This is a genomic window from Pseudarthrobacter naphthalenicus (assembly GCF_029076445.1).
GTDB lineage: Bacteria > Actinomycetota > Actinomycetes > Actinomycetales > Micrococcaceae > Arthrobacter > Arthrobacter naphthalenicus.
The window spans coordinates 152,270-172,000 of sequence record NZ_JARESG010000006.1 but is presented as its reverse complement, the minus strand read 5'-3'; the positions used below and the strand labels follow the sequence as shown (position 1 = coordinate 172,000).

19 protein-coding genes, 1 tRNA gene and 1 pseudogene are annotated in these 19,731 nt (G+C 65.4%); 15 read left to right on the top strand and 6 right to left on the bottom strand.

Annotated features, from left to right (window positions below):
• Positions 1-76: 76 nt before the first annotated feature.
• From PY310_RS08340 to PY310_RS08295, 10 genes and pseudogenes are all read left to right on the top strand, one after another.
• Positions 77-781, top strand: a complete 705-nt coding sequence (locus PY310_RS08340; protein ID WP_275213919.1) for a FadR/GntR family transcriptional regulator — start codon at positions 77-79, stop codon at positions 779-781.
• 116 nt (positions 782-897) lie between these two features.
• Positions 898-1,107: a dodecin gene (locus PY310_RS08335; protein ID WP_275213918.1), complete on the top strand. Its 210-nt coding sequence runs from the start codon at positions 898-900 to the stop codon at positions 1,105-1,107.
• 268 nt (positions 1,108-1,375) lie between these two features.
• Positions 1,376-2,197: an aldo/keto reductase gene (locus tag PY310_RS08330; RefSeq protein WP_275213917.1), complete on the top strand. Its 822-nt coding sequence runs from the start codon at positions 1,376-1,378 to the stop codon at positions 2,195-2,197.
• Between the two features lie 84 nt (positions 2,198-2,281).
• Entirely contained in the window at positions 2,282-3,253 is a 972-nt protein-coding gene (locus PY310_RS08325) for an aldo/keto reductase (RefSeq protein ID WP_275213916.1), read from the top strand.
• Positions 3,250-4,288, top strand: a pseudogene (locus tag PY310_RS08320) (NAD-dependent epimerase/dehydratase family protein). The gene PY310_RS08325 and the pseudogene PY310_RS08320 overlap by 4 nt, the downstream one beginning before the upstream one ends.
• A gap of 70 nt (positions 4,289-4,358) precedes the next feature.
• Positions 4,359-5,192 (top strand): aldo/keto reductase, encoded by an 834-nt coding sequence (locus tag PY310_RS08315; protein WP_275213915.1) that lies wholly within the window; start codon positions 4,359-4,361, stop codon positions 5,190-5,192.
• A gap of 134 nt (positions 5,193-5,326) precedes the next feature.
• Positions 5,327-5,593, top strand: coding sequence for a GlsB/YeaQ/YmgE family stress response membrane protein (locus PY310_RS08310; protein WP_275213914.1), 267 nt, complete (start codon positions 5,327-5,329; stop codon positions 5,591-5,593).
• Positions 5,594-5,703: 110 nt separating this feature from the next.
• Positions 5,704-6,225 (top strand): hypothetical protein, encoded by a 522-nt coding sequence (locus tag PY310_RS08305; protein WP_275213913.1) that lies wholly within the window; start codon positions 5,704-5,706, stop codon positions 6,223-6,225.
• A gap of 188 nt (positions 6,226-6,413) precedes the next feature.
• Complete coding sequence (locus PY310_RS08300) at positions 6,414-7,112, top strand: DUF2510 domain-containing protein (RefSeq protein ID WP_275213912.1); 699 nt, start codon at positions 6,414-6,416, stop codon at positions 7,110-7,112.
• Between the two features lie 149 nt (positions 7,113-7,261).
• Positions 7,262-9,028: an HNH endonuclease signature motif containing protein gene (locus tag PY310_RS08295; RefSeq protein ID WP_275213911.1), complete on the top strand. Its 1,767-nt coding sequence runs from the start codon at positions 7,262-7,264 to the stop codon at positions 9,026-9,028.
• 116 nt (positions 9,029-9,144) lie between these two features.
• Here PY310_RS08295 and PY310_RS08290 read toward each other — a convergent pair whose 3' ends face one another.
• From PY310_RS08290 to PY310_RS08270, 5 genes are all read right to left on the bottom strand, one after another.
• Complete coding sequence (locus PY310_RS08290) at positions 9,145-10,005, bottom strand: putative protein N(5)-glutamine methyltransferase (protein WP_275213910.1); 861 nt, start codon at positions 10,003-10,005, stop codon at positions 9,145-9,147.
• Between the two features lie 16 nt (positions 10,006-10,021).
• On the bottom strand, positions 10,022-10,930 hold the full coding sequence (locus PY310_RS08285) for an SDR family oxidoreductase (RefSeq protein WP_275213909.1): 909 nt from the start codon (positions 10,928-10,930) through the stop codon (positions 10,022-10,024).
• Between the two features lie 99 nt (positions 10,931-11,029).
• A complete protein-coding gene (gene malQ / locus PY310_RS08280) occupies positions 11,030-13,255 on the bottom strand; it encodes a 4-alpha-glucanotransferase (RefSeq protein ID WP_275213908.1) in 2,226 nt (741 codons plus the stop codon).
• Positions 13,256-13,459: 204 nt separating this feature from the next.
• On the bottom strand, positions 13,460-14,524 hold the full coding sequence (locus tag PY310_RS08275; protein ID WP_275213907.1) for an FAD-dependent oxidoreductase: 1,065 nt from the start codon (positions 14,522-14,524) through the stop codon (positions 13,460-13,462).
• 82 nt (positions 14,525-14,606) lie between these two features.
• Complete coding sequence (locus tag PY310_RS08270; protein WP_275213906.1) at positions 14,607-15,182, bottom strand: HhH-GPD-type base excision DNA repair protein; 576 nt, start codon at positions 15,180-15,182, stop codon at positions 14,607-14,609.
• A gap of 452 nt (positions 15,183-15,634) precedes the next feature.
• On the opposite strand from PY310_RS08270, the gene PY310_RS08265 reads away from it, so the two are divergent.
• Both PY310_RS08265 and PY310_RS08260 read left to right on the top strand, forming a co-directional pair.
• Complete coding sequence (locus PY310_RS08265) at positions 15,635-16,513, top strand: GAF and ANTAR domain-containing protein (protein ID WP_275213905.1); 879 nt, start codon at positions 15,635-15,637, stop codon at positions 16,511-16,513.
• Positions 16,514-16,542: 29 nt separating this feature from the next.
• Positions 16,543-16,773, top strand: a complete 231-nt coding sequence (locus PY310_RS08260) for a hypothetical protein (RefSeq protein WP_275213904.1) — start codon at positions 16,543-16,545, stop codon at positions 16,771-16,773.
• Positions 16,774-16,844: 71 nt separating this feature from the next.
• Here PY310_RS08260 and PY310_RS08255 read toward each other — a convergent pair.
• Positions 16,845-16,917: transfer RNA gene (locus PY310_RS08255), tRNA-Lys, on the bottom strand.
• Between the two features lie 201 nt (positions 16,918-17,118).
• Here PY310_RS08255 and PY310_RS08250 point away from each other — a divergent pair.
• From PY310_RS08250 to PY310_RS08240, 3 genes are all read left to right on the top strand, one after another.
• Positions 17,119-17,778 carry a hypothetical protein gene (locus PY310_RS08250; RefSeq protein ID WP_275213903.1) on the top strand — a complete coding sequence of 220 codons (660 nt, stop codon included), beginning with the start codon at positions 17,119-17,121 and terminating at the stop codon, positions 17,776-17,778.
• 267 nt (positions 17,779-18,045) lie between these two features.
• Positions 18,046-18,663, top strand: a complete 618-nt coding sequence (locus PY310_RS08245; protein ID WP_275213902.1) for a DUF47 domain-containing protein — start codon at positions 18,046-18,048, stop codon at positions 18,661-18,663.
• 1 nt (position 18,664) lies between these two features.
• Complete coding sequence (locus PY310_RS08240) at positions 18,665-19,681, top strand: inorganic phosphate transporter (protein WP_275213901.1); 1,017 nt, start codon at positions 18,665-18,667, stop codon at positions 19,679-19,681.
• Positions 19,682-19,731: the final 50 nt, after the last annotated feature.

The following is a 19,731-nucleotide window of genomic DNA, read 5'->3' as shown; positions in this document are numbered from 1 at the left end:
AAATAGTGTGGCACAGCACATCCAAACCCGCAAGTACACTTGTCAGACGTCCGGCAACGGAGGCAAAGGGGGATCAATGGCACGGAAATCACTGGTTGGCGTGGTGGCTGACGAACTGCTGGACCGCATCATTGCCGGGGAATTTCCGCCCGGTTCCAGCGTGCCCGGCGAGCTGGAACTGAGCGCAAAGCACGAGGTCAGCCGCATGACCGTGCGCGAGGCGATGAAAACCCTCGAGGCGCAGCGGATCCTGAGTGTGGAACGCGGCCGCGGCACGTTTGTGAACCCCCTGAACCGCTGGGCGTCCCTGGAGGCCGTACTGCGTGCCGCCTCCGAGGGCCAGAACGAGGCCGTGGCCTCCGTGCAGCTCATCGAGCTCCGAAGGATGCTGGAGACCGGGGCATGCGAACTCGCCGCCACCCGCATCGGCGAAGCCGACATCCAGGCGCTCTTCAGCAATGTCGCAGCCATGCGGGCAGCCCACCAGGTCAACGACGTCGGCGCCTTTGTGGAGGCCGACCTCGCCTTCCACGACCTCATTCTGCGTGCCTCGGAGAATGTCTTTGTTGCCGTCCTCTTCGAGCCCCTGCAGCGCGTGCTCGAAAAACGCCGTGCGGAAACCTCAGCCGTGCGGACCATCCAGGAACACGCCATCGGCCACCACCAGCGCATCGCCGAAGCGCTGGAATCGCGTGACCCCGCCAAAGCGCGCGAGGCCATGGATTCCCACATGCAGCAAACCTTGGACGACCTCAAGAACCTGGTCCTTCAAGCGCCGTAAAGTCCTCCCGCCCGCAACAAACTCCACGCCCCGGGCTATGGCCACGCCCGGAAATCGCCACTAGGGTTCAAGGACGGCCCGCAACCGGGAATCGACGGCGATCACGAGGAGCGAAGTTGTCCAATCACACGTACAGCATTACCGAAATTGTTGGCACCTCCGAAGAAGGCGTTGACGCAGCAGTCCGCAACGGCATCGCTGAAGCCAGCAAAACCCTGCGCAACCTTGACTGGTTCGAAGTCAAGGAAATCCGCGGCCATCTCACCGACGGCAAAATCGCCGATTGGCAGGTGCGGGTCAAACTGGGCTTCCGCCACGAAGGCTGAGTCCGCCCTGAGCTGATGTGCACACCTGATGGCCGCGCCCCCGGCGCGGCCATCAGTGTTTAACGGCCTCGGTGTTTAACTCGCCGGCGCGTCCGCCGCGTGAAGTGGGTGAGACACGTGTGGCGCCTGTGGCGGACTGCCCGCGGGCGGCGTTGTGGCAGACGCGAACCGGAAAAGTGCATAGGCTCGTACGTGGAACATTTCCGAAAGCGGCTTCCAGTGCGGCCATGCCCCAGGAAGCAGCCTTGCAGCAACAGAGGAGTCATCCATGACTGACATTTCGCTGAATAATGGCGTCAACATTCCCCAGCTCGGCTTCGGCGTTTTCCAGGTGCCCCCGGAAGACACCCAGCGGATCGTCGAGGACGCCCTCGAAGCCGGCTACCGCCACATCGACACCGCCGCCGCCTACCGCAACGAGGCCGGCGTGGGTGCAGCAATCGCAGCTTCCGGGATTCCGCGCGAGGAACTCTTCATCACCACCAAGCTCCGCAACGGCGATCAGGGCCGGGTTCAGGACGCGTTCCAGGACAGCCTCAAGGCGCTGGGGCTGGACTTCCTGGACCTCTACCTCATCCACTGGCCCGTTCCGTCACAGGGACTCTTTGTCCAGGCGTGGAAGGAGATGGAGCACTTGTACGCAGGTGAGCAGCTCCGGGCGATCGGTGTCTCCAACTTCCTGGCTGAGCACCTGGACACGCTGCTCGAATCCAGCGACGTGGTTCCGGCCGTGAACCAGATCGAGCTCCACCCCAGCTTCCAGCAGGCGGACCTGGCCGCCAAGAGCCGCGCCCTCGGGATCGCGGTGGAGGCCTACAGCCCCCTCGGCCAAGGTGGGGACCTGAACGGAAATGCTGTGACGGCGGCTGCTCAGGCCCACCATGCCACCACGGCCCAGGTGGTCCTGGCCTGGCACCTTGCGGCCGGCACCATCGTCATTCCCAAGTCAGCTGACTCGGCACGCATGCGCGAGAACTTCGCAGCCACGTCCCTGGGACTGACCGACGACGAAATCGCCTCGATCACCGCCCTCGAGCGGGGTGCGCGCATCGGTGCGGACCCCGCCGTCGCAGCTTTCACGCAGTTCTAGAACACCGGCCCGGGCCTGCCGGATCAGTCCGGCAGGCCCCGGCGCCTGCACCTTGTGAAACCCTCTCCGGACAGTGAGGACCCCATGGAGTACACCCATCTTGGACGTTCCGGCCTGAAAGTTTCCCGGCTCTGCCTCGGCACCATGAACTTTGGCCCGCACACTGACGAACCCGACGCTCACAGGATCATGGATTCCGCACTGGACGCCGGCATCAATTTCCTTGACACCGCCAACGTGTACGGCGGCGCCGGTCACCGTGGCTGGACGGAGGAGATCCTCGGCCGCTGGTTCGCCGCAGGTGGTGAGCGACGGGAACGCACCGTTCTGGCCACGAAGCTGTACGGCACCATGACGGACCGCCCCAACGAGTCCAGGTTGTCCGCGCTCAACATCCGGCGAGCATTGGATGCCAGCCTCAAGCGGCTGCAGACGGATTACGTGGACGTCTACCAGTTCCACCACATCGACCGGGACACCCCGTGGGACGAGATCTGGCAGGCCATCGAGGTCGCCGTCCAGCAAGGCAAAATCCTGTACTCGGGCAGCAGCAACTTCGCCGGCTGGCACATCGCCCAGGCACAGGAAGCGGCACGACGCCGGAACTACACCGGGCTGGTCAGCGAGCAGTCCATCTACAACCTGATCCGCCGCGAAGTTGAACTTGAGGTCCTTCCGGCAGCACAGCAGTACGGGCTGGGCCTGATCCCCTGGTCCCCGCTTCAGGGCGGCCTCCTCGGCGGGGTGCTGAAGAAGGAACGCGCCGGCGTCCGGCGCATGGAGGGGCGGGCCCTGGAGACGCTGAAGAGCCATCGGGAACAGATCCAGCAGTTCGAAGACTTCGCGGACGAGCTGGGACACGAACCCGGGGACGTCGCCCTTGCCTGGCTGCTCCACCAGCCCGGCGTAACCGCACCGATCGTGGGTCCGCGGACGCAGGAACAGCTCGACGCCGCCATCCGTGCTTTGGATGTCAGGCTCGATGACGCAGCACTCAAGAAACTCGATGTGATCTTCCCGGGCCACCGACCCGCTCCGGAGGATTACGCGTGGTGACGGCATTTGGCCCTAACGCCGGTACTGCGGCACCACGGAACCTCCTCTTCCTCGGCGGCACCGGGGTAATCAGCGCGGCAGCGGCCCAACACGCCGTCGTGCTCGGCCACCGCGTGACAATCCTCAACCGCGGGACAGTCCGGCAAACCGGTGCCCGACGGCGCGGAAGTGCTGCAGGCAGACATCCGCGACCCGGAGGCTGTACGGGGCGCACTTGCCGGACGGACGTTCGACTCCGTCGCCGACTTCATCACCTTCACCCCGGACCAGGCGCGGGCCAGCGTGGAGCTCTTCCGCGGCCGGACCGGCCAATACGTCTTCATCAGCACAGCATCGGCATACCAAAAGCCGCCCGCCCGGCTGCCGATCCTGGAATCCACGCCGTTGAAGAACCCGTTCTGGCAGTATTCACGGGACAAAATCGCCTGCGAGGACGTGCTGTTCGAGGCGTACCGTTCCGCTGACTTTCCGGTCACTGTGGTGCGCCCCTCCCATACGTATGACCGCACCCGGATTGGCCTGATCGGCGGCTGGACAGACATCCACCGCATGCGCGCCGGCCGGCCGGTCGTGGTGCACGGCGATGGCACCTCCCTTTGGACATTGACGCACGCGCGGGACTTCGCGAAGGCTTTCCTGGGGCTGCTGGGGAGGCCGGAGGCGGTGGGTGACAGCTACACCATCACCTCCGACGAATACCTGCCCTGGGACCGGATCTACGGCCTGTTTGCCCGTGCGGCCGGGGTTTCCGAGCTGGAACTCGTCCACATCGCTTCAGAAACCATTGCCGCGCAGAGCACCGCATACAGTCCTCACCTTGGGCCGAGCCTGCTCGGGGACCGGGCCCACTCGGTGGTGTTCGACAACAGCAAGATCAAGGCCCTGGTTCCGGGCTACACGGCCACCATCCCCTTTGCGGACGGCGCCCGGGAGATCGTCAATTGGTACGACACCCATCCTGAACTTCAGGTGGTGGACCACAAATTCATGGAGTTGAGTGACCGCCTGGTCCGGTGGTCGCGGAGCGCGGGCTAGGCCTTTTCCACCCGCGCTCCGGGCCCGTTCGGGCGCTGCGCAACTGCCTGTTTGCGGGCAGACTGGGGTGATGACAATTTCACCGCTCATCACGCTCAATGACGGCCACTCCATCCCGCAATTGGGGCTCGGCACCTGGCCGCTGGACGACCGCCAGGTGGCGACCGCCGTCGTGCATGCCCTGGAGGCCGGGTACCGGCACATCGACACCGCCGTGAAATACGGCAACGAGGAGGGCGTGGGGAACGGCATCCGCGCCAGCGGAATCGACCGTGGCGAACTGTTCATTACCACCAAGCTGGACGGGGAGTTCCAGGGCCAGGACCGGGCTGTGGCGGGGCTTGAGGGGTCACTGAGCCGCTTGGGGTTGGACTATGTGGACCTGCTGCTTATCCACTGGCCGCTCCCCGGACGCGACGAATTTGTCTCCACCTGGAAGACGTTTGAACGGCTGCAGGCCGAGGGGAAAGCCCGGTCCATCGGCGTCTCCAACTTCAAGCCAGCCCACTTGGAACGGCTTCTGGCCGAGACGGACGTTGTGCCGGCCGTAAACCAGATTCAGCTGAGCCCGGCCGTCACCCGCACAGCTGATCGCGAATTCGATTCGCGGCACGGGATCGTCACCGAGTCCTATAGCCCGCTGGGAGGTTCCGGAGCAAGCCTCTTACAGGCGCCCATTTTGACTCAACTGGGTGAGAAGTATGGCAAAACACCTGCCCAGGTGGTGTTGCGGTGGCATATTGAGCAAGGACTTGTAGTTATTCCAAAATCGGCTAATTCCGAGCGCATGCGGCAGAACCTGGAGGTCTTTGACTTCGCCCTGAGCCCGCAGGATCTAGCGGAACTTGCGGACCTGGACGAAGGTCCGGGAGCCGGGAATGATTCAGACCGGACAGGGCACTAAACGGCCCTGAACGGGCCCTCCACCGGGATCCGGAGTGGCGAAAAGAAACTAAGCATGATTAGTATTGAGGCAGAGGGATGAAGCGTACCCGGGATCCGGGCACCTCCCTGACTTAGGAAGAGGGAACGACAAAAATGGGCTTCTTTGGATTTCTGATTCTTGGCCTTATTGCCGGTGCTATCGCTAAGGCGATCCTTCCCGGCCGGCAGGGTGGCGGCATTTTCATCACCTTGCTGCTCGGTGTAGTCGGAGCGTTCCTCGGCGGCTGGCTTGGTGGCCTGCTCTTCAATGCGCCGCTGCAGGATTTCTTCTCGATCCAGACCTGGCTGCTCGCGATCGTCGGTTCGATCATCGTGCTGCTGATCTACGGCCTGGTCACGAAGCGCAGCGCTCGCAGCTAACTTCGTTACCGGCCTGAAAACCGGCCCCGGGACACCTCCCTGGGCCGGTTTTCTTTCCCCCGGCTATTCAAGCCGGAGCGTGACACCTTCTTATCGGGCAGGAGTTCATCATGAAATCGAAACTTCTTTTGGGCATTGGCATTGCAGCAGGCTACGTCTTGGGATCCCGGTCCGGACGGGCAGCTTACGACAAACTCAAGTCAAGGGCGGCGGGCATCTGGGACAGTAAGCCCGTCCAGGACAAGGTCAGCGCCGCCACGGAGGCCATCAAGGAAAAGGCTCCCGGGGTTGCCGACCAACTTGGCGAGGCGGCCCGCCGTGCGGGCACCATGATCGGGTCCGCGGCTCACCATGATGCGTCCGGCAACGGCAAGGCAAAGACGTCCGACGCCGGCGCCCCACAGAGTGCGTCCGGCACCGCCGGGGACCAGACCGGCGCCGCCGGGGACCAGACCAGCGCCGCCGGGGACCACATCCCCGCCCACAGCACGCACCCTGAAACGGTGAACCTGGGCACCTCTGATGTTGAATCGGACCCGGCCCTCAACGACAACCAGGGCCAGGACTGGTCCGATGAGGGTGGCGCCACTCCTGCCGGCGCAGCCACGAACGTTGACCACCGGCGGGAGTGACCTGTGTCTTTCTGACGGGTACGGAACGGCTCCGCCGCCGCAGGGGAACAATGGCCTGCGGGAACTGTGCTAAAACTAATTGACCTTGCTGGCCGTCGCGATCCTTGGGGGACGCGGCGGCCGGTGGCGTCTCAGGTGATGGCAACCACCGGGGCCTAACGGGCCGGCCGGGATATTCGGGGGTACGCATGAGCACTTCAGGCAACATTCCGGCTGCACCCCCGGGGTGGTACACGGATCCTGCCGGCACTGGACGGCTCCGCTGGTGGGACGGTTTCGCTTGGACCGACCAGTTCAGCACACCCGCCCAGCCGGTCCTTCAGGGATGGCCGGCCGCTACCAGCCCCTACGCGGGGACCAACCCCTACACCCAGGCTGGTTATCCCGGCGGTCCTCATGCGAACGTCGGTTTTACCTCTGAGCGTCCGCTCCTCAGGCGTGACGCCCCCGTCTACAACCCGCTGATTTGGGTCATCACCCTGCTGCCCCTGCTGTCCACGGTTCTTCTGCTGCTCTGGACCCCGGAATTCAGATTCATCCGAGTGGGTCGGCAGCAGACGCTGGACCCTTGGTCGCTTTTCACTCCGGCCTATTTCCTGCTCCTTTTCTCGGGCTTTGCCGCCTACGCGGCTTCAATTGTGCTTGCGTGGTTCGACTCGCAAGGGCTCACCAGGGACGGCGTTGTCAGGCCGTTCCATTGGGCATGGAGCTTCCTCAGCAGCGCCGTGTATGTCATCGGACGCTCCGTCATCATGGCGAAGGTAGCCCGGGGGCGGGGACTGGTGCCCATCTGGGTCCTGATCGCCGTTTTCGTCCTCAATATCGTGGTGACGAACATCAAGATGTCCGCCCTGATGTCGTCGATGATCGAAACCATTCCGGCCTGAGCCTTCAGCCGTGGCCTCCGGACAGCTCCAACCGGCGAAGGCTCTGGGATCACTGAACAAGGGCCGGTACAAATCAGCTGACCCTCGGGAGCTGCGCGGGAAGGTTCGACGCCGGCAATAATGTCAGACCCCTACGGCAGAGTATTCCTATGGAGGCTTTGACGGAGCGGCTCATGGGGAATGGCGGCAGCGCCGCCGTTCCGGCGCCCGTGAGCTTGGCGACCGCCATCGCCGTAGTCAGTGCCGCGCTGGCTGCGGTTCCGGGGCAACTGGCCATGGCGGACTACGCCGAGGCCGCCGAATTCGCCGCCCAGGCCGAGGAGCTCTCACGGTCCGTGGACTACCTCCAGATTCTCGCCGCCGGAACTGTGGACCGCACTCGCACCCAGGCCATCATTTCCGCCGCAACAACCCGGGCTGCCAGGACCTGGGTTACAGGCTGGGATAACGGCACCGAAACCCTGAATGAAACCGACGCAGCGTGGCCCGCCATCGGCCCCGCCCTGCCTGCTGCCGCCATACCGGTCCCCACATCGCCTGCCGATGACGGTTGCAAAACTACCGCCGAGTTCCTGCGAGTCCGGCTGCGGATCGGGCTCGGCGAAGCCAAACGGCGGCTCCACCTCGCCCATGCCATCCTGCCCGAAACCACGCTCACCGGGGACCGGATTGCGCCGGCACACGAACACCTCGCCGCAGCTTTTGCACCCGCCAGCACCGCAGAAGCCAGCACCGAAGACGTCAACCAACTCGCCGCGCCGGCAAGCCCCGGGCCGGTATTGTCCTCGCGGACCGGAACCATCATCAGCGCCACCCTGGACCGCCTTAAGCACCACACCACCGCCGAGACCCTCCACCGGATCGAACACGACCTAACCCGGACAGCCGCTACTGCCGACCCGGATTTCGTCGCCCGAGTCGCCCGGCGCTGGGCCGATACCCTCGATGCCGATGGCACCGAACCCACCGAAGAAGCACTTCGCCACACCCAGGGCGTATTCATCCGTCGGCCCCGCCACGGCCTTCATCACCTCGAAATCTTCGCCACCACTGACCAATACGAATATTTCGCCACCATCATGAACGCAGCCACCAACCCCCGCACCCGCCAATCTGCGCCCGACCACGCGGCCAGCGGCAATGATGCAGCTAACGTTGGAGGCGGCCAGGAAGATGCCGGGGCACGTGCAGGCGGCAGCGCGTGGGAGGGCAGCGGCCCGGACCTTGACCGGCGCACCCGCTCCCAGAAACAACTCGACGGGATCGTCACCGCCTTCAAGGCAGCGCTCACCACGGACAAATTGCCCACAGCCGGCGGAAACCGACCCCAGATCCTCGCCACCATCAACTACCAGGACCTCCTCCCCCACATCCCGTCCGCCGCTGGCCCTGGCGCCGGAGCCAGCCCCGCATCCGGCCCGGGCATCACCCCGGGCGCCGGCCAAGGCACCGGTCAAGGCACCGGTCAAGGCACCGGGAGTTATGTCTTCACCGGGCCTGTGGCAGCGGCCACCATCAGAAAACTTGCCTGCGACGCCGATGTCATCCCCGTACTCCTCGGCACCCACGGGGAAATCCTGGACCTTGGCCGCAGGAACCGGCTCTTTACTGCCGCGCAACGCCTCGCCCTCACCGCTCGCGACCAAGGCTGTGCCTTCCCCAACTGCACCATCCCCGCCCCATGGTGCGAAGCCCACCACATCACCTACTGGTCACAAGACGGACCAACCAATGTCAGCAACGGCGTACTCCTGTGTTCCCATCACCACCACCTCATCCACAAAGAACAGTGGACCATCCAAGCCGGCCACGGCACCCCCTGGTTCACACCGCCACGCCACATCGACCCGGCTCAAAGACCCCGACAAAACCAGTACTTCAAACCGCCCCCGCCGCCGCCCCGGCAACGCGAATAAGCAGGGTCGAGCAGGGGTAACTCCGTTGCCGCGCCGGCATGGGCCCCTGCCGGCGCAATCCTGCAAACTGTTAAACGCAAACGGTTAGACGCGAACTGAGTAACCGGGAGCAGCGCTTAGCCTTTTCGGCCGACCGCTACGGTGCCGTCGAGTTCTTCTGACCTGACAATGCGGACGGCGAGTCCGGCAGCGGACATGATGGATGCTGTGTCTCCGGCCTGGCGATCACTTGTTTCAATGATGAGATGCCCTCCGGCCCGCAGCCACTCCGAGGCCCCCTCTGCCACCCGGCGATGAAGATCGAGGCCGTCCGCGCCGCCGTCGAGCGATAGCAGAGGCTCGTAGTCCCGTGCCTCGCGGGGCATGGTAGCGATCTCAGCCGTCGGAACATACGGGGCATTCGCTGTCAGTACGGAAATTTTGCCCCTGAGGGAAGCAGGAAGGGCGTCGTAGAGATCACCCTGGTGAACTGCCCCACCCACTTTCGCAACGTTGCGGGCCGCACACGCTACGGCAGCCGGGTCAACATCCGCACCATGCAGTTCGAGCCGTTCAAGCCTGGACGCGATGGCAGCGCCGGCCGCACCGGACCCGCAGCACAGATCAACAACAACAGCGGCTCGTGCGGGAATCTGCTGCCTCGTCACCCGAGCAGGGGACCCGTGAACCGCATCCTTGGACAAGAGCGCCACGGCTTCGTTGACCATGAGTTCGGTGCGGCGCCGTGGAACGAAAACGCCGGCGTCGAGTTCAATCCTCAGGCCAGCAAATTCTGCCCACCCCACAATGTACTCGAGCGGATAGCCGGACACCCGACGCTCCACGAGAGCGGCAACGTCAGCGGGAGACCCCCCGGCGGCCACCAGGAGCCGGGCCTCATCCTCGGCAAATACACAGCCGGCCGTCCGCAGCCGGTCCTCGATGGCCGCAACGGACACTGCACTGGAAGCGGATTCACAGCCCACAGAGCCTGCCATGGCAACCCTTCTCAACTCAGGACTCAGGACTATGCCCAAGATCGGAAATGAGTCGGCGGACGGCATCCTCGGCGGTGGGAGGCGTCCCGAAGAACTGCTGTTGCAGGGTGGTGTCGGCAACATAGCGCCCGGTCTGGAACCAGTCGATCATGGCTTCCATGTCTTTGGCCATCGGGTTGACCGGGGCCAGCACTGTCCCTGCGGCCCGCAGCAAACCGGCGGGCACCGAACGGACGCGAATGGTCTTGCCAGTGAGCCGTCCCGCAATGTCTGCAATTTCCTGCATGCTTACCGCGCGGTCCCAGCCGATATCGACGCGCCGGCCTTCCATCCCGGGAATATCGACGGCGGCGGCGAGATAATCTGCCAAATGCGCAGTGTGCACAAACGTCAACGGGATCCGGGCCGAACCGAACCAGATGAGCCGCCGCTTGTCGATGGGGTCCCCGCCGAAGCGGGTGACCTGGTCCAGGAAAGCACCCGGACGAAGCGCCACGAACGGAACACCGAGGTGCTCCAGACGGTCCTCCGCGAGTTTCTTGTGCCAGAAGTGCGGCACCTGAGGAGTCTGGTCGCAGGTGAGGATGCTGGTGAGGACGAACCGCCGTATCCCCGAGCGGCTAGCCGCCTCCACAAGGTTGGTGTTGCCTTCACTGTCGGTGGCACTGGTATCACCCTTGCGGTGCCGGGTGTACCCGGCCGCCGTGGTGATGACGGCGTCGGCGCCCTCCATGGCCCGCGACAGCGACGCCGGATCCATCATGTCGCCGCGGGCAACCTGTGCGCCGGCTGCTTCCACCCGGGAGGCGTCTGACCCCGGCCGCACCAGAGCCCGGACTTTTTTACCGCGGCCGAGGAGCTCTTTGACAACCTGGCTCCCCAGCATGCCGGTCCCGCCCACCACCAGTACTGGTCCGTCGCCCATGTGCTTCCTCCCGTGCAGCCGCCGAAGGACTTTCCGGCCGGTTGCTCACATTCTCGCCCCGGCCCGGGGCTGGCCGCCAGCCCCCAGCGGTACCGGGCCCTACCTGCCCAATGACTCCGACACTGCGGCGAGGAGCGAGTTGAACCTGGCGTTGCCTGGGAGGTCATCGATGAACACGGGCTTGCCGGCCGGGTCACCCAGCGGAACCTGCCAGTTCGGATAGAGCGCTTCGGTGGTGCCGGGCTGGTTCTGCACGCGCCGCTCCCCCACCGCGTCAACCAACGCGACGCCGAGCAGTATCGACGGCGTCTGGGCAAGGAGGCGGTGCAGCGCCTCGATGGTGCGCTCCTCGCTCCCGTGGTCGTCGCCAACGCCGCCGTCAGGCAGCAGCCCGCGTTCGCGCAGCAACCCCATCATCTTCTCGAGGGTGGCATCATGGTCCGCCCGTTCCTCGGCTTCGGACCGTTCCAGCAGCCCCAGCCTGCTCCGGAGCGCCACATGGTCCCCTGCAAGATAGCCGGCTGTGGGCGGCAGGTCGTGGGTGTTGACGCTGGCGAGCGCCTGCGTACGGTACCGCTCCGGCGGCAGCGGAGAGTCGCCGTCGTTCTCGAACCAGAGAATGGACGTGCCCAGGATGCCGCGGTCAGCGAGGTAGTCGCGCACCCACGGTTCGAACGTCCCCAGGTCCTCCCCGATCACCACGGCCCCGGCGCGCTGGGCCTCCAAGGCCAGGATGCCGATCAGGGCGTTGTGGTCGTACGTGACGTAGGCGCCGTCCCGCGGTGAGTTTCCGGCCGGCACCCACCAGAGGCGGAAGAGTCCCAGGATGTGGTCCACACGGATGCCGCCGGCATGCCGGAGCACGGTGGAGAGCATGTTGCGGAACGGTGCGTAGCCAGCCTCCGCGAGGCGTGCAGGGTGCCAGGGCGGCTGGTTCCAGTCCTGGCCCTGCTGGTTGTACATGTCCGGCGGCGCACCAACACTGACCCCGGGCGCCAGGACACCACGGAGCGTCCACGCGTCGGCACTGCTCAGGTCAACACCCACGGCCAGATCGTGCACCACGCCCAGCCGCATGCCCGCCCGGCGCGCGGTCTGCTGCGCGTATTCGAGCTGTTCGTCGCAGATCCACTGCAGCCAGCGGTGGAATCCGATCCGGTGGGCTAGCTTTTCCCTGAGCGCCTCGGCCGCCGGTGACCCCACAGCGCAGTCAGGGTCCATCCACAGCGGGTCCTCCGGCGCAAGGTCTTCCCGAATGGCCGACCAGAGAGCAAAATCGTCCAGGCCCGGCCCGGAACTCCTGCAGAATTCTTCAAACGCTGCCTGCCGGGCCGGCGAGCGGCGGGCGTGGTAGAGCAGTTCCAGGGTCTGGAGCTTCGCCGCGAACACGGCGTTCCGGTCAAGCCGTTCGGCGTCGGCGTTCAGGCCCTGGACCTGCTCCTGGAGCCTGTCAATCGTGGCGCGTTTGCGCGGCTTCAGGTAGGCGAGTTCGGGTATGGCTTCCACCCGGATGTACAGCGGGTTGAAGAAGCGGCGTGTTGATGGTGAATACGGCGAGGGCTGGACCGGCGGGACGGGCTCCGCCGCGTGCAGGGGATTGACCAGGACATAATCCGCGCCGCGTTCACCACTGAGGGCCGCCAGGTCCGCCAAGTCCGCCAAGTCACCGATGCCCCAGGAACGTTTCGACCGGACCGAGTACAGCTGCGTGGACAGGCCCCAGCCGCGTCGCTCCACCAAGGAATCGGCAGTGTTCAGCCGCGCCGGGACGACCACCAGCGCGCACTCGGCTGTGATGCCGTCGGACTCGGCGTGCAGCGTGTGCCAGCCAAGCGGCAGTCCCTCCGGTACGGCGAACGTCGCCCGGCCGGTGGGCACACTGTCCACATCGCGCGGCGGGACCCACACATCCTGCTGGACCGCCTCCACGGGCTCGCCCGCACCCGATTCGGGCAGCACGGTCACCTTCGCGGTGGCACCGTCCGGGACGTGGACGGGGACCAGCGGAGTTTCGCCGTGTTGGAGTACGACGGCGGGGGGCAGCATCCGGCGCCACGGCGCCAGTTCGGCCTCGGCCAGGGCAGCTTCGATCAGTTCGTTCGTGTCCGCCCTGACGCCCAGCGCGGCGAGGACTTTGACCAGGGTGCCGGGGGCGACACTGTGCGGCAGTCCGTCCCAGCCGTGGAAGGACGTGCCGACACCATGGGCGTCCGCCAGACGCCGGAGGAGGTCCCGGTCCACAGACGCAGGCTCGGCCGTATCACCGGCGCCCGGGGGACGCTGGGTTCCGGAGAACTGAGCGTACTGCTGGTCTGGAGCCTTCATGGATGTCCGCCTCGTCTGGTGGGATGGGCCTGAACTTACATTGCGTCCTGTTTGACCGGGGGCTTCCTCGGCCCCGGACAACTATCGGTTCCGATTATTGCAGGAGGACGCGGCTTACCCCGGGCAGCGTCCTTGCCGAGCCCGGAACCCGAACGGCTTCCCGGCGTCGGGAACCCTGCGTTGGTGGCCCGTCCGCGCCAAAAATCACGGGCGGCCTGGCGGCTTGGGTGTGATGATCCGGGCGATGGAACCGGCGGCGGCCATCACCGCATTCCGCGGAGCTGCGCCGGTATCCAGCATGGCGAATTGACCCATAAGCCGCGAGGACAGCACCAGCCGTTGTGTTCGTTTCCTGCGGGCTTTGTTATACGCGGCGAGGCCCGCTTCGACAGACGGTGCCAGCGCCACGCACTGTCCCAGCGTTGCCCCGTCAATTATGGCTTCGCAGGCACCCCGGCCGAGGAAAGGCGCCATGGCGTGGGCAGCATCCCCGACCAGTACTGTCCGGCCCCTGAAGAGAGAGGCCAGCTTTGGGGTCTCGAAAAGTCCGTGATGCAAAATCGTGTCCTCGTCGATCTGGTCCAGTAAATGGCGCACACCCTGGTGCCAGGAACCGAAGTACCTCTGAAGGTGCGGAAGGTGGGGTCCTGCAAAGGTCTGGCCGGAGCGAAGGCTGGCGTACCAGTTGGTGCTTTGGGGGCCTGCCGGTGTGATGCCAAACAGTGCGCCCGGGGCCCACGTCTCACCGTATTCCGGGACCGATGCCTGAACTGTTCCGCGCCAGGCAACGGCCCCGAGCGGACGCGCAGCGAACCGGGCACCAAAAATTTCCTGCCGGGTGCGGCTGAAGGTGCCGTCCGCGCCGACGACGAGGTCGGCGTCACTGATCTGTCCGGATTCAAGCACGTGGGTACTGAAGGTGATGTCCACGTCCTGGGCGAGGGCGGCGAGCAAGGCCGGCCGGGAGACCAGATGCAGTTCAGCTCCGCCGGGGACTGTGAGGAGCGTGCGTCCGGACGGCGTCCACAGCCGGGTGGAGGTATTTGCAGCAGCAATGTGCGCCCAGCCATCGGTCCGGCGTGATGCTTCCATGACCCCGAGGCGCCCCAGTGCCTCCAGCGCCGCTGGCCACATTCCCAGCATGGTGCCCGAGGCGGGCAGTCCGGGGCTCTGTTCGAGGACCACCACCGACCAGCCATGGCGTTTGAGCGCCCGCGCTGCGCTGAGGCCACCGATGCCCGCGCCGATAATGACGGCTGCCTGCTTCACCCCCTCAGACTACAGAACAGGCGGCACCGCTCGGCTCGGCCAGCATGTACGGACCAAGCCCCGGCCAAAGCACGGCCGCCAGTCAGCCCTTGGCAGCTTTTGCCGCTGCCTTCGCTGCCTGCTTGCTGGCCCGCACTTTTACAAGGGACTCCGGGTCCACGATGTCTGCGACCGAAAGGAACGAATCCTGCTCGCCGTAGTGCCCGGCCGCCTCGCGCCAGCCCGGCGCCTTCAGGCCGCATTGCTTGCCGAGGAGGGCGAGAAAGATCTTTGCCTTCTGCTCCCCGAAACCGGGCAAGGCCTGCAGGCGGCGCAACACTTCCTTGCCGTCGGGATCGCCCTTGGTCCAAATCTGCGTGGCGTCACCGCTCCAGTCGTGCTGGACAGCCTCAGCGAGGGCCTGGACCCGGGCCGCCATGGAACCGGGGAACCGGTGTACCGCCGGCCGTTCCTTGAAAACCTCGACGAAAGCTTGCGGCTCGTAGGCGGCAACGGCCGCCGGCTCGATCGAGCCGATGCGTGAGCGGATCTTTTCAGGGCCCGCGAAGGCGGATTCCATTGTCACCTGCTGGTCCAGCAGCATCCCGGTCAGCAGGGCGAACGCGTCGTCCGTGAGCAATTGGTCAGAAGCAGGGTCACCGGTGATGTGCAGTTCCATGGGCTTTATCTTTCCACCTCCTGCTGTCTGCGTCATGGACGGGCCGTTCTGCGGTAATTGGGCGCCGCCGGTGTTGCAGGGCCAAGTACTACCTAATCTCAAATTCGAGTACCGATTACCCGTTTGCCTACGCCCATGCGCCAACTACCTTCGATCTAGAGCCAAAGACTCGCTACCGCACGGGGTTGGATGTCTCACTAGGGGGTGTGAGAAGGAATGAATACAGGACTTTGCAGCCACGTTTTCCCGGACCTTCAGGGCCGGGAAGTAAGCGGGGCCGGCGACGAGGAGGTCTTCGAGACCAAGGCCTCTCCCCCAGCCGTCGCCGGCCCTCTGACCGCCGGGTTCCGGCCGTCCTTACCCGGGTTCACCACACTCCACATGCACGGATGGCCCGCTGACCCCTTCCAGGGGAGCGGTGCACCCGCACGGCGGCAACGCAGGAGCCGGCCGTGAAGTATTCAACAACATCCCAGGTTTCCGCCTCTCACGCCCCGGCGGGCAGGCGCCCCGCACAGCCCCACCAGATCCAGCAGCACACGGCCGGACATGCTGCCCCGGTTCCCAACCAATCGCCGCCACCAACCGGACAAACCAACGCCGCCCCGGCACACGCGGGCACCGAGGGATTCATCCCGGATTTGGCCACCGGGGCCAAGACGCTGTCCGACTCGCTCGAAATCCTGGCCAGGACGGCGTCCGCCACCCTGAGCGGGCTCATGGATTCGCCGGTGGAAAGCGCCGCGCTCCTCAACAGGGCCAAGAGCGCCACAACCACCGCCGGCACCAGCGAGCTGACTGCCAGGTTGGCCAGGCTGGAGCAGGAAGTGCGTGAAGGGCCGCTGACGGAAGCCATCACGGGTAACGGCACCGTGGCCATGAACCACGTCGCGTCCGATTTCCGGTGGTCGCGCTACCGGCCGCAGCTTCAGGACGCCGGCTTCAACAGTGTTCTTGGGGTGCGGCTCCGGCTGGACGAGGGTGCCACAGCGGCCCTCGCCTTTTTTTCCCCCGCCGCCCAGGCGTTCCCGCTCCAGATCATCACCGAGGCCCATGCTTTCGCGGACCTCGCTGCTCGTGGGCTCAGGCTTGTCCTGGAACTGCACTCCACCAGTATCAGGGCATCGGACCTGCAATCAGCGCTTGAAAGCCGGACCTCCATCGATATCGCCTGCGGAGTGATCATGGCCCAGAACCGGTGCTCCTACGACGACGCGATTGCAATCATCGCCAAGGCGTCAAGCCACCGGAACGTCAAGCTGCGTAAGGTGGCAGAGGGGATTCTGGAGAAGCTGCCCGGCGGAGCGCCGCGCACCCACTTCGAACACTAGGTCAGCGCTCGGTGCATTGGGGGACAACGTTGCTTCGGATTTGTGCGCTTGCGGCCGCGGCAGTACTCGCCGTCCTGGCCACCTTCCAGTTGACACTCATTGCGGGCGCCCCCTTTGGCCAACTGGCCTGGGGCGGCCAACACAAGGTCCTACCGCCCAAACTACGGCTGGGCAGCGCAGCCTCCATCGCCCTCTATGGATTCTTCGCCTACATCGCGCTGGCCCTCGCACTGCTCTACCTCGGGCTGTCGATCGGCTGAACCACTTAGCCCTACGACGGGTTAAAAATGAAGCAGGCCAGGGGCTTGATGCCTCTGGCCTGCTACGTGGGTGGGCCCTGTGGGGATCGAACCCACGACCCACGGATTAAAAGTCCGATGCTCTACCAACTGAGCTAAAGGCCCCAGCCGACCGTCAAGTAACCGATCAGCCCAGTCCATTTCTGGACGATAAATACTCTACCCCACCCACGGAGCCGGTTTGACCCGAAAGGTGCGTGCCGCCGTCGTGCGTTCCTTTTTTGGCCGGATCAGGCAGTCCCGGCCGTGGGCAGCCGCGTCGACGGGCTCTCGATTTCCGCGGCGGCACAGGAGTAGCGTTGGGGCATGAGCGAGCAAGCAGGACCCAGTCAGTACGGCGGCGCCAACCGGCATCATAAGCCCAAGCCGTTCGCGCCCATCGACTTCGAGCCGTTCGCCGGAGGGCCGGACCCCGCCCGCGTCTCCGAGGCCGCCCACCTTGCCGCCCAGGCACTGGTGCGCCACGGACGCGACAGCGACGACCCCGTCATCACCGAGCGGCTGGTGAAGCTGACGGACGAACAGGGCCTGGAGGCCATCGCGGAGATGTGGGCCGAAAGCCCGGCGCGCTCTTTGCCGGGCGCGTTGTGGCGGCTTTACGCGCTGCGGGCAGCCACCGTGCAGGACCCGGAGCGTATCTCCGTTTACTTCCGCGCGGGCAAGGACACGGCACAGGTCTCGCACGTGGTGGCGGGGGCTGCCGAACCGCCCGGTGCCGACGAAATGCGGACCATGGCGGACGCGATTCTTTCGGGCGCGTTCGACGGCGAGTTCGACGTCGCGCTGGAGCGTTCCGCCGCGTTCTGCCGCGTGGTTGCGCTCGGCCAGGCCACCCTCGCCGACGGCGCGGAGCACGGGAACGAGGCCCATGCCAGCAAGCTCACGCGCAACTCGCACCAGCTCGTCAAGACCGCCGAGGATCTCGAGCACGCAGCGAATGCGTGGCGGCTGGGCGAACTCGACTGAACCAGCGGCCCCGATCTGTCAATGTTGACTTGGGCCGGGCAACGTAGAACACTGAAACTGGTGCCGAGCCGCGAAACCCCCGGGCTTCAACATTTAGCCGCCTAGAGCGGCCTACCGCCGAGAGGCGTATCCGGTTCGGCACCATTTTCTTGCGCGTTTACAGGCCGCAGGCAGCAGCCCGGTAGACTCGAGACCAGTTGCAGGCCTGCGTCAAGTCACAGTGGGCGGCCCCAGTCCCAGTACAACGCCCGGAGACCGAAACTCAACGTGAAGCTGCGCCTTTTCCCCCAGGAGCCCGCCGGGCTGGTCCTGCTGTCCCAAATGGCCCAGCAGATAGTGCACGCCAGCGCCACCATGGCAGAGATCCTGGGAGTGCCGGCCTCCGAGCACGCCAACCTCGTGGACGACATGCACAACCACGAGGCGAAATCGGCCGAGCTGCACTTCGCCCTCCTGACCCACATGCGCACAAGTTTCGTGAACCCGCTCCCCCGTGAGGACATGTACGCGCTGTCCCGCTACCTGAACGAGGCCCTCGAAAAGTTGGACGGCGCCGCCGAACTCGTGTCCCTCTACAAGCTGGACCGGTTGCCCAAACGTGCCGCGGACCAGCTGGAGGTCATCAGTAGGCAGGCCGAGCTCACCGTGGACGCCATGCGCCGGCTGAACAACCTTGATGACCTCGAAGACTACTGGATCGAGATCCTCAGGCTGGCCAAACGGGCAGAGCGGACCCACCGGGTCTGGGTGGCGGACATGATTAAGGACATGAAGTGGGCGCAGTACTCCCGCAACCGGGATGTCGCCAACCAGCTCGTTGAAGTCACCAAGGACATGCGCCGGATCGCCACCCAGGTAGGCAGCATCATCGTCAAGGAATCCTGACGTGACAGCAGTGATCTTCGGCGCCGTGGTCCTGCTGACCGCAGCGTTCGCCTTCCTCAATGGCTTCAGGGACGTCTCCACCTCGGTAGCGCTTGCCGTGCGGACCCGCGCCCTCACCCCCACGGTTGCGGTCCTCCTGGCCGCCCTTTTCAACCTGATAGGTGCTCTGCTCAGCGCCAGCGTTGTGGTGGCCATCAGCCACACCTGGATTCATCTGCCGGCAGGGACCAGTGGCCTGAGCATCCTCCTGGCGGGCGTAGGGAGCGCCTGCGCGTGGGGTCTGCTGATGTGGTGGCGGGGTATCCCGGCGTCTTCCACGCATGCCCTGGTCGGCGGGCTGGGCGGGGCAGGTCTCGCAAGCCTCGCCGTGGGGGGAATGGGCGTAGGTGGCGTTGACCGGTCCCTGCTGTTCCAGGTGGTCCTTCCGCTGCTGCTCTCCCCCGTCGTCGCCTACGTGGGCGCGTACCTGGCCGTATTCCCCGCAACCTGGGCCGCCCGCTACGCCCAGCCCAACGTCATCAACCAGCGCTTCCGCCGCAGCCAGGCCATCGCCGCCGGAGCCGTCGCGTTCGGCCACGGGCTGCAGGACGGCCAGCGGGTGGGCGCGGTCCTCCTGCTGGCCCTTGCGGCCGCCGGTTATGCCGACGGCGACAGCATCCCGCTGTGGGTGGCGCTGCTGTCCGCGATCATGATGGCAGCCGGAACCCTCTTTGGCGGCTGGCGGATCTCGTACACCCTGGGTTACAGGATCACCCGGATCGACCCACTGCGGGGTTCGGTGTCCCAGACCTTCAGCGCCATCATGCTGCTTGTCGGAGCCATCGCGTTGCAGTGGCCCCTTTCCACGACCCACACGGTGACGGCATCCGCCCTGGGTGCAGGGGAAAACCAGCACTTCGCGGTGACCAACCGGAAACTGGTCCTGGAGATCCTCGGCCTGTGGGTGCTGACGCCGGTGGCGGCCGCCGCCATGGCGTTTGTCTTCGCCCTGGCCCTGTCACCGCTGAACGGCGTTTGAAGCCGGCCCCGGGTTAAACCACAATCGACTGCCCCAACAGGGCCCTTCTG

What these genes read in the sequence shown, in the direction of transcription:
- PY310_RS08340 (WP_275213919.1), top strand. Translation starts at nt 77, where the DNA reads ATGGCACGGAAATCACTGGTTGGCGTGGTGGCTGACGAACTGCTGGAC.
- PY310_RS08330 (WP_275213917.1), top strand. Translation starts at nt 1,376, where the DNA reads ATGACTGACATTTCGCTGAATAATGGCGTCAACATTCCCCAGCTCGGC.
- PY310_RS08325 (WP_275213916.1), top strand. Translation starts at nt 2,282, where the DNA reads ATGGAGTACACCCATCTTGGACGTTCCGGCCTGAAAGTTTCCCGGCTC.
- PY310_RS08315 (WP_275213915.1), top strand. Translation starts at nt 4,359, where the DNA reads ATGACAATTTCACCGCTCATCACGCTCAATGACGGCCACTCCATCCCG.
- PY310_RS08310 (WP_275213914.1), top strand. Translation starts at nt 5,327, where the DNA reads ATGGGCTTCTTTGGATTTCTGATTCTTGGCCTTATTGCCGGTGCTATC.
- PY310_RS08305 (WP_275213913.1), top strand. Translation starts at nt 5,704, where the DNA reads ATGAAATCGAAACTTCTTTTGGGCATTGGCATTGCAGCAGGCTACGTC.
- PY310_RS08300 (WP_275213912.1), top strand. Translation starts at nt 6,414, where the DNA reads ATGAGCACTTCAGGCAACATTCCGGCTGCACCCCCGGGGTGGTACACG.
- PY310_RS08295 (WP_275213911.1), top strand. Translation starts at nt 7,262, where the DNA reads ATGGAGGCTTTGACGGAGCGGCTCATGGGGAATGGCGGCAGCGCCGCC.
- PY310_RS08290 (WP_275213910.1), bottom strand. Translation starts at nt 10,005, where the DNA reads ATGGCAGGCTCTGTGGGCTGTGAATCCGCTTCCAGTGCAGTGTCCGTT.
- PY310_RS08285 (WP_275213909.1), bottom strand. Translation starts at nt 10,930, where the DNA reads ATGGGCGACGGACCAGTACTGGTGGTGGGCGGGACCGGCATGCTGGGG.
- malQ (WP_275213908.1), bottom strand. Translation starts at nt 13,255, where the DNA reads ATGAAGGCTCCAGACCAGCAGTACGCTCAGTTCTCCGGAACCCAGCGT.
- PY310_RS08270 (WP_275213906.1), bottom strand. Translation starts at nt 15,182, where the DNA reads ATGGAACTGCACATCACCGGTGACCCTGCTTCTGACCAATTGCTCACG.
- PY310_RS08250 (WP_275213903.1), top strand. Translation starts at nt 17,119, where the DNA reads ATGAGCGAGCAAGCAGGACCCAGTCAGTACGGCGGCGCCAACCGGCAT.